This window comes from Nostoc sp. (genome assembly GCF_036917455.1).
GTDB lineage: Bacteria > Cyanobacteriota > Cyanobacteriia > Cyanobacteriales > Nostocaceae > Nostoc.
The window spans coordinates 1-12,683 of sequence record NZ_JBALDK010000026.1 but is presented as its reverse complement, the minus strand read 5'-3'; the positions used below and the strand labels follow the sequence as shown (position 1 = coordinate 12,683).

The following is a 12,683-nucleotide window of genomic DNA, read 5'->3' as shown; positions in this document are numbered from 1 at the left end:
TATAGTCAATAGTCAAACATTCTGGGACTATTGACCAAATAATTCGTAATGACGCTCTCTTACTAATTACGAATTATTCTGACTACTTCCTTTCAGGATAAGCTCCTGATTGTATTTTGAAGGTTTGAATTTTCCCGCTACGGTTAACTTCGATAGCTAAAATGTCACCAACTTTGCTGGACTCTACCAGCTTTTGAACTTGGGCTGAGGTTTTAACTGCTTTACCGTTAACTTTTTGAATCACGTCTCCAGAAAGCAATCCTCCACGCTTGGCTGGAGAATCGCCTGTGACTCCTTTAATCACAATTCCAACATCCTGCTGAATGTTAAGTTGATTTTCTTGATTAATCTGCTGTTTCTTGATGGGAGAAAGGTCTGCCATTTCAATACCCAAAAAGGGATGTTCTACACGCCCTTTGGTAAAAAGTTCATTGGCAATGCGGGCGGCGGTTTCAATAGGGATAGCGAAACCGAGTCCTTGAGCATCAGCGCGGATGGCAGTATTAATACCAATAACTTCGCCTTGGGCGTTTAACAAGGGGCCACCGGAATTACCAGGGTTAATTGCGGCATCAGTTTGAATAAAGGTGACTCGCTTATCTGGGACACCAACCTGAGTGCTAGTGCGATCGGTAGCGCTGACGATGCCAATAGTGACAGTATTATCTAAACCTAGAGGATTGCCAATTGCGATCGCCCATTCTCCTGGTATTAAGTTTTGCGAATTACCCAGTTTCACAGTCGGTAAATGATCCGCTTTTATTTTCACCACTGCCACATCTGTCACAGAATCAACTCCTACCACCTTTCCCTCTAAACTTCGCCCATCCTTGAGGGTAACTTGTACTGTATCCGTATCTGCTACTACATGAGCATTAGTGAGTAATTCTCCATCTTCGCTCAAAATAAATCCCGATCCCGTACCCCGCTCAATACGTTCTTCAGGAATTGGTTGCTCATCCTCTCCAAAAAACCGCCGCAAGAGGGGACTTTTCAATGCGTCAGAGATGGGATTGGCAACTTTGCGAGTGGCATTAATTCGCACCACAGCCGGGCCGACTTTTTGCACTGCCGTCGCAATAAAATTCACATTACTATCGCCCCCACTAGCCCCAATTTGGGCGCTAGAAGGATTCGGAGTTACGGATTCTGGAGGCGAAGCCATTGTTACATTTTTTAACTGTTGGAAAGAGGGATTTTGTAGCAGGAGATAACGACTGCCAAACAAACCTGCACCACAGCCGAACACCAGTAAGAACACATAAACGCCCAGTTGCTTTAAAGATAACTTCATAATCATTCTGCTTAAGGACAGCAATGCAGTTGCTAATTTCTAAGTGTAGTCAAGCTAACGATAAGTGGACAGATCAATTTACAAGGAATTAAGTATGGGGATTGGAGATTGGGAATTAGAGATTACGTAATATGCAATCTTCCCAGTCCCCAGTCCCCTGCTTTCTCATCTCCCCACTTCTCACACTCTCCATCTAAAATCTAAAGTTAATGCGCTATTGACTTGTATACATGACTTTACCCTTTCGTCAACTTTTTCTCTGTAGCTTAGTTAGCGCCTTGGGCCTAGTAAGCATACTGCCAAACTTGAACAGTGCTAATGCTGCTGTAGGTGGTTGCCCGATTCCAGCCCTATCTCGCTTCCAACGCCATAAAGTTGTCCGTGGCGAAACTTTGGAGAGTATAGCGCAGCGCTACAATCTCATTCCTACAACTATTATTGGCATGAATCCAGCTTTGCAGAACGGTGCAATGGCAGCCGTGGGTAGTATGCTTCAAATTCCTCCCTACAATGGGATTGTAGTTGAAGTACCTCGTGGTGAAACTTGGCGACAAGTAGCAGCACAATACAAAGTTCGTGCTGATAGCCTTTTTGAGGTGAATGGTTGCCAACAAAACCCCAGAATCGTGTTTGTTCCGGGGGTAAATTGGTCGCCCAATGGTGTTATAACTAAAGCCCCTTTACTCAATGATGCCAGTACGCCAAACCGTGCATCTCTGTCTGGATATCCTTTAGCACAAGTAGCAACTCTGGGATTAGCTTACGGGTGGCAAATTAATCCTACGACAGGTGAAGTTTTCTTCCATAGCGGTGTTGACTTATTAGCACCAGTTGGTAGCAATGTGTTAGCGATCGCGCCTGGAACTGTAGCTTTTGCTAATGACCAAGGTTCATACGGTAAGTTAGTCATCATTAACCACAGTGGCGGACTTCAAAGCCGCTACGCCCAGCTTGACAGCATCAAAGTTACTGTCGGTCAGCAAATAAAAAAAGGCGACTTACTAGGAACAGTAGGTACCAGTGGAAAACCAAGTTCTACTCAACCGCATCTCCATTTTGAAGTGCGTTCTAGCTCATCTCTAGGTTGGGTAGCAGAAGATCCAAAGGGTTATTTGAAGAAATGAGGTTTGTTTTGCAACGCAGAGGAACGCAAAGAAAATCTCTGTGTTTCTCTGCGAAACCTTTGCGATCCTTTGCGTTAAATAAAGGATGCTATATTTTCGCTAGATTTTACGATGTGCATTCCTGCCTTTGCAAACCTTGTAAATGCTGCATCTGCCTGTTCTGTATAGTCCACAACACCAGGAACAACAACAGGGGAAGTGCAATCTTCTAGCAAATAGATTTTTTGAGTAAGGGCAGCATCTACCTGTTTAATTTCTGTTAATAAATCGTCTATTGTCCAAGCGACGCAGTGACTTTTAGCTTGACCACCAATAATAACAGTATCAAATTCTAAAAGTTGCTTAATCAGGTGCGTGTTCTTTTGGGCAAGTGGACGTTGCTCAAAATCTTCCAACACCTCTGGACGCAAAATAGAATAATTTTCTGTTAAGGAATTCTCACCTTTAATTTCAAATTGCGTCTGACTCTGACGAGCAATACCGTGGAAAAATATCGCTTCTTCTACCGATGGAACTAAAGCATGACCAATACCACCCAACATAGAATGATAAGGCCAAACTGTAAGGGGATATTTACCGTCTTGACTTAGTTGCTTAACATAATGGTAAGTATGTTTTTCTAATAGTTCATAATTGCCATTAGTAACAGTGTCGGCAACTGCTGGGTTGACTTTCCAAATACCTTGTTCAATATCTGCTGGGGTGATGCTAGTAGCTGCTGGAGTGGGATGTTCTCCCGCAGCGTTCACCCAAAATATCGGATGGAAGATTTGGGTTGCTGTGTGGGTATCTAGAGTAGGTACAATTTTTGTAATTACTCCCAAGTTGCGATAGATAAACTCACATAATCTTACATTATCATCCACCGCCCCTTTCCCAGATTTTCCACCTACAAATAGTTCAAATCCAGGGATGCAGAAGGTGTTTTGGACATCAATTAATAGTAAGCAAATCCGGTTTTTATCTAAAGATGCAGGTTTGATATCGTGTTGTTTTGCCCAGATTTCAGCTTCGGCTGCACGTTCTTGGTAAGGTACGCGCCAGACTTCGCCGACTTCTTCAGGATTAAAGTGTAGGGGAATTGGTAGTTGGGGTGTTATTTGGGTGTTCATAATTACAGCCACTTTTATTCTGTAATAACATCTATCATTTCAATCCCCAAATTTCCTCAAGCCTATGCTCAATAGTAGATTTGTATTATAAAACACAAATTTAGCGATCGCTCTTATGAACCGAGATGAATTGCTCAGACGCTATGCAGGTATTGTAGATGAAGTCAGAGATTTTCCTGATAGAAGTAATATTGATAACTCAATAAAATAGCGATCGCTACTCAGCTACATATTTTTAAGAAGAGATGAGAAAAAACCGTTAATTTCTTCTGCTACGTCATTCTCCATTTTTTTATATAACTAATCGTCCAAAAAAGCGCTAGCTGTGGCAATCTGGGAAACAGAGATTTATTAAATCTGATATTTAATCTACAGCAAATTTACCTAATCAGGTTATGCAAACTCTGCCCACAGTAAACACTTCAAGCATCACATCAACTCAAGCCACCTTTGATACAACTATCAAACGGCGTAAAACCCGTCCTGTAAAGGTTGGAAATGTCACCATTGGTGGTGGCTACCCCGTTGTAGTGCAGTCAATGATTAACGAAGACACTCTTGATATTGATGGTTCCGTGGCTGGTATTCGTCGTCTGCACGAAATTGGCTGCGAAATTGTCCGCGTCACAGTGCCGAGTATGGCTCATGCTAAAGCTTTAGCAGAAATTAAACAAAAATTAATAAAAACTTACCAAGACGTGCCCATTGTGGCTGATGTTCATCACAACGGACTAAAAATCGCCGTGGAAGTCTCCAAGCACATAGAAAAAGTGCGGATTAATCCGGGGTTATATGTCTTTGAAAAGCCCAACGTCAATCGAACTGAGTATACTAAATCCGAATTTGATGAAATTGGCGAAAAAATCCGCGAAACCTTAGAACCTCTGGTAGTTTCTTTGCGCGATCAAGGTAAATCGATGCGAATTGGGGTAAATCACGGTTCTCTCGCTGAAAGGATGCTATTTACCTATGGTGACACCCCAGAAGGCATGGTGGAATCTGCTATAGAATTCATTCGCATCTGTGAATCCTTAGATTTCCACAACTTGGTAATTTCCATGAAAGCCTCACGAGTACCAGTGATGCTAGCCGCCTATCGCCTGATAGCCAAGCGCATGGATGAACTGGGTATGGATTATCCGCTACATTTAGGCGTTACCGAAGCCGGTGATGGCGAGTACGGGCGAATTAAATCTACGGCTGGTATTGCTACTTTGCTTGCTGATGGCATTGGCGATACAATTCGCGTCTCACTTACAGAAGCACCAGAAAAAGAAATTCCCGTCTGCTATAGCATTCTCCAAGCTTTGGGATTGCGAAAAACGATGGTGGAGTACGTCGCCTGTCCTTCTTGTGGACGCACTTTGTTTAACCTAGAGGAAGTGCTACACAAAGTTCGGGAAGCCACTAAACACTTAACTGGTCTTGACATAGCGGTTATGGGTTGCATTGTCAATGGCCCCGGAGAAATGGCAGATGCCGACTATGGTTATGTTGGCAAAACACCTGGTTACATTTCCTTGTATCGTGGTCGAGAAGAAATTAAAAAAGTCCCAGAAGACAGAGGTGTGGAGGAATTAATTAACCTCATTAAGGCAGATGAACGCTGGGTAGAACCTTAAGGGGGGCAGGGAGAGAAAGAATAAATAAATTAATACCCAATCCCCATTACCCCCAATACGGTTCGGTTAGGGAGCAATGCGATTTTGTGAGGTGAGTAAGCAGGGGAGGCAGGGGAGGCAGGGGGAGAGAAATAATTTAAGTATATTTTTTAGCTTTTTAGTAGTAAAACATACTAAAGTTTTTTCTTTACTCCCCCTGCTCCCCCTGCCTCCCCTGCTCCCCCTGCTCCCCCTGCTCATTAGATGATGATCTCACTTTTTCGCGTTGCTCCCGTTCGGTTAAGATCCCCCCGCCGATGACGACCCTCTTAAAAAGGGGGTAAAAGATGGTTATAAGCCCCCCTTTTTAAGGGGAGTTGGGGGGATCTTCGAGGAATAAACACCTTAACCGAACCGTATTGCCATTACCCCTTATCCCCAGAAGGGGCCCCACCTTCCGTAATTCTTAAAACTTTTGTGTTGATTAACAACTAATATCGCCAGATTGTCAAGTATTTTGTTTAAATTAAGAATGCATACTCAGTCTGTACAGTAGTAGCCTGTGTTAGATTGAGCATACTGACTATATATTTTCCCTCTGACGCAGCTGTCATTATGGTGATTACAAAAAGTAGGCTTGTTTTGGGTGCTACGGCAGTGACACTCTCCACGATCGCAGTTACTAGCCTTGGCATTCACTCGCGAGGTCAGGCTTTATTTAAAGCAAGTCCCAAAGAATTAGTAGATGAAGTTTGGCAAATTGTTCAACGCCAATATGTAGACGGTACTTTTAATCAAGTAGATTGGCAGGCTGTTCGTAAGGAATATTTGAGCAAGTCCTACAGTAATCAGCAGGAAGCATATAAGTCCATTCGGGAAATGCTGAAAAAGCTACAAGATCCATACACCCGATTTATGGATCCAGAGGAATTTAAGAGTATGCAAGTGGATACCTCTGGAGAACTTACAGGGATCGGGATCACGATTAGTCAGGATGAAAAAACTAAGCAATTGGTTGTAATTGCGCCAATCGAAGATACACCAGCATTTAAAGCTGGTGTTTTGGCAAAAGATGTCATCCTCAAAATCAACGACAAAAGTACCAAGGGGATGGATACGAATCAAGCAGTATCCCTCATTCGAGGTGAAGCAGGAACGCAAGTTAGCCTAACGATTCAGCGCGACGGCCAGACAAAACAATTTGACATCAAGCGGGCGCGGATTGAAATTCATCCAGTTAAATATTCCCAAAAGTCAACTCCAGCAGGTAATCTTGGCTACATTCGCTTGAATCAGTTCAGCGCTAATGCTGGTAAAGAAATGCAAATTGCTATCAAGGATTTAGAAAGCAAAAAGGTAGCTGGATATATTCTGGATCTACGTGGGAATCCGGGTGGGTTACTGTTCTCCAGCGTAGACATTGCCCGAATGTGGATAAATAAAGGTAAGATAGTCTCTACCGTTGAACGCCAAGGAGAGGCAGAAAAAGAAGAGGCGAATGGACGTGCCTTGACAAATAAACCTTTGGTGGTGCTGGTAGATAAAGGTTCAGCCAGTGCGAGTGAAATCCTTTCAGGGGCTTTGAAGGATAACAAGCGTGCTACTTTGGTTGGAACTCAAACCTTTGGTAAAGGACTAGTGCAATCGGTACGTCCTTTGGAAGATGGCTCAGGATTGGCGGTAACAATTGCTCATTACTATACCCCCAACGGTACAGATATTAATCATAAAGGCATTAATCCAGATGTGAAGGTAGAGTTGACTAAAGAGCAGATGCAGGAATTATGGCTGCATGGACGCGACAAACTTGCTACCCTCGCAGACCCACAATTCGCTAAAGCAGTTGAAGTAATAGGTAAAAAGATTGCTGCGAAGGGCACACCCACAGCAGAAAAGTGAACAGTTAAGAATGAATTGAGGAGTAGAGACGCGATTAATCGCGTCTCTACTCTTACCTTAAACTGGTTGGCACTTTCCAGCCCTAATAAGTCCGACACGCCGAGCGATCGCTTCTCCTTCTGAACTAAAAGGCCCCCACTGTTCTATACTTTCTAGAATCTCTAGATTATCGTCCGCAACTTTATCGCTAGGGACGATTTCGCAATTACCAGCAGAATGTTTGACAATATACCAAGTTTGTGATTCATTCATACTTGAAATAAAAAATTTGTTTTTTACAGTAAAAATTTTACGACATAGAGAAAAGATTTTCGTACCTAGGCGATCGCACCAAAGTTAATTGCTAAGGTAAGTTGGATTAGATGTTTGAATCTTAGTGTAGAGACGTAAAATTTCAAGCCATCGCGCATCAAAAAAGCAGATTTTTGGATTCGTAGTATTTATAGTGGAAGAAAGCAACGCTGAAGCGATCGCACCTTACTAGCAAAATATCAAAATCATATAATTTAAATTATGTCAACTAAAATTATCAAGCAGATTTATGTCGATTAATTATTGCGATGGCAGATTTAATCACTCCTCAACTCCGACCAAAATATCGAGTAGCGGTTGAGAAACGAGTATATAAAATGACAATACTACACTCGTGAAGTAGTTCCGCTGTTTGTGATCGCTAATTTTTCTAAATGTGCTAACACTGTATAGCCAATTGCACAAAGTTGATCTAAAAAAGCCGATGTATTCTTCATCGGCTTAAGTAGCAATATTGAATAGATGAGTAGTCTACTGTTCTTGAATAGCTGCTGTTTTGGGAGGAAACTGAATTCTGGGATCTGGCATGAAATTGTATCTCAAGTACAATCCTCCCCAGACAAACAGGATAATTAACAACGCACCAATACCAAGAGGACTGGGAAGCCAGAAAACTGCTTCTATGTGGTTGAGTTGACCAGGCTGGAGTTTCCACAGCAGTTGATTGCCATTTTTTTCTGGTTCAATGGCTGTTTCAGTTAGTTGAATATTTTTGGCTCCCCAAGGAGTCTTCAAGCTAAATTCCAAATCGAGAATTGAACCAGCATTAGCCAGAACATTACCTTTGCTGGCAATTAGAGACAGCGATCGCAAATCCAAATCATAAATCAATCGATTTCGGACTAAAAGTAAAAAATAATTCTGTTCCAAAAGGACGTTTGATTCAATTTTCGGCAGTTCTGAGTCAGATTTGCTCTGCACAGACTCAGAAGTTTGATTTGCGCGGGGGTTAAAAAACTCGTTGAACTTCTCTTGCAATTCCGTACCACTACTAAAAGGAATTGTAACGATGATTTCTTCTTGGGAAACTCGCTGCGTTTTACCTTCTAATTGACGGGCGCGGCGTTCTATACTGTTTAACCATTCGTATACAGAATCGCCACTAAAACTGGTTAGCCGTTCTCCTAACTTAATATGCTGTACTAGTTCACCACTATTTGAATTATCAAAGTTCAGCCCCACATCGTACTTAACACAGCCAGTCAGTAACAGTGATGTCAACAGCACTAGCCACAGAATAGGATTTCGCCTGGGAAAGACGTGCTTTATCCGATTTCGACCATTCAGTGTGAATACAAAACTAAATGGTCTGATGAACCACAAGAAAATCTTTCCGAAAATTGAATAAGTTGAAACCATAAATTTTCCCAAAAGTCAACATGGTATCAGCCAGCCCGCATTTCTCACAAGCTTGAGGGGAAGGATGGGCAAGAGGGGCAGAGGGGAAAGAACTTGGTATTTGAACTCTCCTCTACTCCCCTGCTCCCCTGCTCCCCTGCTCAAGCGCAGGCTTAATCGAGATGTGGTGAGAAATCCGGGCCAGGGGTTCCTGAAAAATTCAACCAAACCAAGTACGAGATGGTTAAACCAATGGCAATTAGCGCCACCCAGATAAAGCGATTATCTCTGGTATTGACCTGACTGAGGTCAACAAATTCTGGCTCCGTAGGTTTAGGCTTCTGCTGCACAGAAGATTTAGTAGGTTTAGCAGGTACAGAAATTTTGAGTTCATTATCAGGTAGTTTGTCCAAATCGGGGATTTGGGTCATCCATTCACTGGGTCTTTTCAGCTTTGGTGCTTTTAATATGTAAAGCATCTGTCGCGCTTGTTTGCTGGTTTCAAGATATGGATGGCGTTTGAGTCTTTCGCAAAGAGCGATCGCATCATCCGTGCGTCCAGCCGCTTCATAAACTGTCACCAAAGAAATTTCTACTTCACCCCCAAAGCGAGAATTACGAGCTAAGAGGGCGCTGGCCTTTTCTAAATTTTCTACGGCTTCACGGTATCGCCCATTTTCAAAGGCAATTTTTCCCGTCTGGTAGAAGGTTTTAGCAATTTCTAAACTTTCTGCACTCACGTCTTATACAAAAATTAGCACTGTTTTAATTTTGCCAACACCAGCAATCTTTTTGGAATCTTTTCAAAGACTGACAATCTGAAATTGGATAAACTTCTAAAATTTTAACTATGTCGCTGCAACTATTTTCTGATTAAAAATTCCGGTATCAAATGTAGGTGAGCAAAATTATGTTGAAAATCAAGCATTCGCAACTGAATTGGCTCCTAGCAGGTATGACTTTAGCAGTCATGGGCGTAAGCATTGCTCCAGCCTTTGCCCAGCGTGCGATCGTGATTGATGGTGCTTATGGAGTTATGCGTTCGCCTGCTGTTGGTTCCTTTATTTATGGTAGTCCGATTCCTACACCTATACCTGTAGATCCAACAACCGGACTAATACCACAACGCACTAATTACCCTAATTATTCCTATCCCCGGATAAGGCAGAATGTGAGAAATCCCACGCCCATTAATCCAGTAATTAGGGACTCAACTCTAGTTAATCCGGTGATTATCAATAATTCATGGCAGCGTACACCATTTAGCGGTGGGCGATGTCCGGCGATAAATTGCTCCGCACCTTCGCGGGTTATTATTACTTATCCTTGGTAGAGTCGGGAGTGTGGAGCAGGAAAACGGAAAACTCCTCACTCTTAACTTCTATGATGTGAACTGCGAACCGAGAATCATCGTCCCAATCCCAACATCAGTAAAGATTTCTAGTAACAGGGCGTGGGGAATGCGACCATCAATTATATGTGCTGCCCGGACTCCTTGAGCAAGCGATCGCACACAACAACTGACTTTAGGAATCATCCCACCACTAACAATACCACCAGCAATCAGCTCGCGGGCTTCACGAATATCTACTTTCGGAATCAAAGTAGATGGGTCTTTGTAATCTTTTAAAATTCCACTGGTATCGGTCAGTAAAATTAACTTTTCTGCTCCCAATGCAGCGGCGATTTCTCCAGCTACAGTATCAGCGTTAATATTATAAGCTTGCCCTGTTTCGTCTGCGGCGACGCTAGACACTACCGGAATATAGCCATTGCTAGCGAGAGTTTCCAAAATTTTGATATTAACATTGCTGACTTCCCCTACAAAACCAATGCCTTCTTGACCTTGGGGACGAGCTGTAAATAGATTACCATCTTTACCGCAAAGTCCTACAGCCAATCCACCTGCTTGGTTAATTAAGGCGACAATTTCTTTGTTAACTCGACCAACTAAAACCATTTCCACCACATCCATTGTGGGAGCATCAGTGACTCGCAGACCATTCTTAAATTGTGGTTCGATTCCCAGCTTATCTAACCAACTGTTAATTTCTGGGCCACCGCCGTGGACTACAATTGGCCGCAAGCCCACGCAGGATAAGAATACAATGTCGCGGATCACTTTGTCTTTGAGTGTGCTATCTTTCATCGCTGCGCCACCATATTTGACAACAACAGTGCGACCGGCGAATTGTTGAATATAAGGTAGTGCTTCGCTTAATACACGTACACGAGTGGCTTCAGTTTGTCTGATGTATTCAGAATCGTTGACCGTCATGAGGAGCCTAACAGAGATTAAAACCTATTTCAGTCAGTGTAGAAGACTTTGTAACTCGTCACAATCTCTGATGCAAAATTCGAGTATGTTTGTACTGATTATTCATAGCTGTTTGGTTCAGTGACGAGTTCACCATCTGGCATAACCGGATTGTAGAAATAAGCCCCATACATTTCTGCACCGTGTTAACGCACTCTCCAAATTAACTATTCCCACATTGCCTGACACAATAAGCAAGCGATCGCTCCTTCAAACTTCTAGAATTGAAATCATTCGGTTAAAGCTAGGGATTGAAAATGACCACGCTGCTAATCCAAACTGAAAGCACACCCCTAACGGTAAATTTCCCCTCACTTGTGCAGATGACAAATGAGCAGTTCTACGAATTTTGTCAAGCTAATGGAGATTTGCGAATTGAGCGTACTGCCAATGGGGAAGTTATCATTATGCCACCAGCTTTTTCAGATACGGGCAACCGTAACTTTAACATTGCTGCACAGCTTGGGTATTGGACTGAACAAGATGGGACTGGGATAGGCTTTGACTCCAGTACAGGTTTTACGCTACCTAATGGAGCGATGCGTTCCCCTGATGTTTCTTGGATTGAACTGGAGCGCTGGAACGTCTTAACAGATGGACAAAAAGCCTCATTTGCACCAATTTGTCCCAGCTTTGTCATTGAGTTACGCTCCTCTAGCGATCGCCTGATAAAATTACAAGAGAAAATGCAGGAGTACATCGATAACGGTACATTGCTAGGCTGGTTAATAGATCGGCAGAATCGAAAAGTCTACATTTACCGTCCTAATCGAGAAGTTGAGATTTTGGAAAATCCCGAAGCAGTTAGTGGTAATCCAGAATTACCAGGGTTTATCCTACGGATGACCAAAATTTGGTAATTTTAGTGTTTTTAATGAGAGACTTGTGGTTTGAGAACGCTAGGAATTACCTCAATTATTCTGTTTGCAATTTCTTCAGGTGTTTCTCCCTCTTGGATGGTGATGTGCAAATCGGCTTGAGAGTAAAGTGGTGTTCGTTGTTCGAGGAGCGATCGCAATTTACCTTCGAGGTCAGCATCTTGCAACAGTGGTCTGGTGGTATCTTCAGCTAAACGGCTGTAAATGAGTTCAACTGGCACATCTAGCCACACTATCAAACCGTGGTGTAAGTAACCCCAATTTTCTCGCCGCAGGACAATTCCCCCACCCGTTGCTATGGTCAACTTTGTAAAAGCACAAACTTGTGAAAGCACATCACTTTCTACCTGGCGAAACCCTGCTTCACCAACTTCTGCAAATAACTGACTGACAGATTTATCAGTTGCTTTAGCAATGACACCATCGATATCTATAAACCCATAACCCAGATGCTTTGCGAGTAAGGGCCCTACTGTTGTCTTACCAACGCCCATCATCCCAATTAAGTATAGGTTGACTCCTTGTAATAAGCTCCTCACCAGTTGTCTTCGCTCCAATTATTAGTTCTGAGTTCTGAGTCACAGTTTCCAATTATAAACTCAACGACTCATCCGTGCGTATTCAAGCGATACCTGGGTTGGGCTGCGCTAATGCACTTGATTGTCTGCAATTTTGAACAATAACATTAGTAATTTCCGCAGGAATATAACCACAAAAGAAACCTCTGATAAATTTATTTTCAATAAGTATTAAAGCTTTTCCTTTATCTATATCAAATTTACGTATAACTTTTATAACTTTAAATCTT

14 protein-coding genes are annotated in these 12,683 nt (G+C 42.6%); 6 read left to right on the top strand and 8 right to left on the bottom strand.

The genetic code is table 11. The features are described 5' to 3' along the window. Positions 1-82 precede the first annotated feature (82 nt). Positions 83-1,294: an HhoA/HhoB/HtrA family serine endopeptidase gene (locus tag V7K42_RS02935; protein WP_334913382.1), complete on the bottom strand. Its 1,212-nt coding sequence runs from the start codon at positions 1,292-1,294 to the stop codon at positions 83-85. A gap of 230 nt (positions 1,295-1,524) precedes the next feature. Between V7K42_RS02935 and V7K42_RS02930 the strand changes: the two genes are divergently transcribed. Next, the gene (locus V7K42_RS02930) at positions 1,525-2,418 is read left to right on the top strand and encodes a LysM peptidoglycan-binding domain-containing M23 family metallopeptidase (RefSeq protein WP_334913380.1); all 894 of its coding nucleotides are present in this window, start codon (positions 1,525-1,527) and stop codon (positions 2,416-2,418) included. Positions 2,419-2,492: 74 nt separating this feature from the next. Here V7K42_RS02930 and V7K42_RS02925 read toward each other — a convergent pair whose 3' ends face one another. Further along, complete coding sequence (locus V7K42_RS02925; RefSeq protein ID WP_334913378.1) at positions 2,493-3,530, bottom strand: isochorismatase; 1,038 nt, start codon at positions 3,528-3,530, stop codon at positions 2,493-2,495. A gap of 395 nt (positions 3,531-3,925) precedes the next feature. Between V7K42_RS02925 and ispG the strand changes: the two genes are divergently transcribed. Both ispG and ctpC read left to right on the top strand, forming a co-directional pair. Continuing rightward, on the top strand, positions 3,926-5,152 hold the full coding sequence (gene ispG, locus V7K42_RS02920; protein ID WP_334913376.1) for a (E)-4-hydroxy-3-methylbut-2-enyl-diphosphate synthase: 1,227 nt from the start codon (positions 3,926-3,928) through the stop codon (positions 5,150-5,152). Positions 5,153-5,746: 594 nt separating this feature from the next. Further along, on the top strand, positions 5,747-7,030 hold the full coding sequence (gene ctpC / locus V7K42_RS02915; protein ID WP_334913374.1) for a carboxyl-terminal processing protease CtpC: 1,284 nt from the start codon (positions 5,747-5,749) through the stop codon (positions 7,028-7,030). Between the two features lie 57 nt (positions 7,031-7,087). Here the strand turns inward: ctpC and V7K42_RS02910 are convergent, their stop codons facing one another. Continuing rightward, positions 7,088-7,282: a DDE transposase family protein gene (locus V7K42_RS02910; RefSeq protein WP_334913372.1), complete on the bottom strand. Its 195-nt coding sequence runs from the start codon at positions 7,280-7,282 to the stop codon at positions 7,088-7,090. Between the two features lie 299 nt (positions 7,283-7,581). Here V7K42_RS02910 and V7K42_RS02905 point away from each other — a divergent pair, with 299 nt between their 5' ends. Next, the gene (locus V7K42_RS02905) at positions 7,582-7,680 is read left to right on the top strand and encodes a DUF4058 family protein (RefSeq protein ID WP_334913410.1); all 99 of its coding nucleotides are present in this window, start codon (positions 7,582-7,584) and stop codon (positions 7,678-7,680) included. A gap of 133 nt (positions 7,681-7,813) precedes the next feature. Here the strand turns inward: V7K42_RS02905 and V7K42_RS02900 are convergent, their stop codons facing one another. Beyond that, complete coding sequence (locus V7K42_RS02900) at positions 7,814-8,701, bottom strand: DUF3153 domain-containing protein (protein WP_334913370.1); 888 nt, start codon at positions 8,699-8,701, stop codon at positions 7,814-7,816. 152 nt (positions 8,702-8,853) lie between these two features. After that, positions 8,854-9,420, bottom strand: coding sequence for a hypothetical protein (locus V7K42_RS02895; protein ID WP_334913368.1), 567 nt, complete (start codon positions 9,418-9,420; stop codon positions 8,854-8,856). A 170-nt stretch (positions 9,421-9,590) separates the two neighbouring features. On the opposite strand from V7K42_RS02895, the gene V7K42_RS02890 reads away from it, so the two are divergent. Further along, entirely contained in the window at positions 9,591-10,013 is a 423-nt protein-coding gene (locus tag V7K42_RS02890; protein WP_334913366.1) for a hypothetical protein, read from the top strand. A 48-nt stretch (positions 10,014-10,061) separates the two neighbouring features. Here V7K42_RS02890 and argB read toward each other — a convergent pair whose 3' ends face one another. Further along, positions 10,062-10,958, bottom strand: coding sequence for an acetylglutamate kinase (gene argB, locus V7K42_RS02885; protein ID WP_334913364.1), 897 nt, complete (start codon positions 10,956-10,958; stop codon positions 10,062-10,064). Positions 10,959-11,254: 296 nt separating this feature from the next. On the opposite strand from argB, the gene V7K42_RS02880 reads away from it, so the two are divergent. Next, a complete protein-coding gene (locus tag V7K42_RS02880) occupies positions 11,255-11,857 on the top strand; it encodes a Uma2 family endonuclease (protein WP_334913362.1) in 603 nt (200 codons plus the stop codon). 11 nt (positions 11,858-11,868) lie between these two features. Here V7K42_RS02880 and V7K42_RS02875 read toward each other — a convergent pair whose 3' ends face one another. Continuing rightward, complete coding sequence (locus V7K42_RS02875) at positions 11,869-12,414, bottom strand: shikimate kinase (protein ID WP_334913360.1); 546 nt, start codon at positions 12,412-12,414, stop codon at positions 11,869-11,871. 82 nt (positions 12,415-12,496) lie between these two features. Next, positions 12,497-12,683: hypothetical protein (locus V7K42_RS02870; RefSeq protein WP_334913358.1), on the bottom strand; the 187-nt coding region annotated here is incomplete at its 5' end.